This window comes from Snodgrassella sp. W8135, assembly GCF_016101225.1.
In the GTDB taxonomy this organism is placed as follows: domain Bacteria; phylum Pseudomonadota; class Gammaproteobacteria; order Burkholderiales; family Neisseriaceae; genus Snodgrassella; species Snodgrassella alvi.
Window position 1 is genome coordinate 1 of sequence record NZ_JACFQX010000018.1, and the last position, 203, is coordinate 203.

The window sequence follows — 203 nt, forward strand, 5'->3', positions numbered from 1 at the left end:
CGGAAGTGCACAAAGAATTACCCATGTAGCTGCCGGTAATGTATCAGCAGATTCAACTGATGCAATTAACGGAGGTCAGTTCTTTGCTCTGTCCAGCTCAGCTTCAACCGGTCTGAATAGTTTATCAACCAGCATGAGCAGCATGGCAGACATTCAGCAGGGTAGTATATCCACAATCATTGCTGATAACCTGAAAGATGTAA

Annotated in this window: 1 protein-coding gene; it reads left to right on the top strand. The window is 44.3% G+C overall.

Annotation, left to right across the window (positions count from 1 at the left end; translation table 11 throughout):
* On the top strand, positions 1–203 hold a 203-nt coding region (locus tag H3T75_RS10825), incomplete at both ends, for a hypothetical protein (protein ID WP_370570092.1).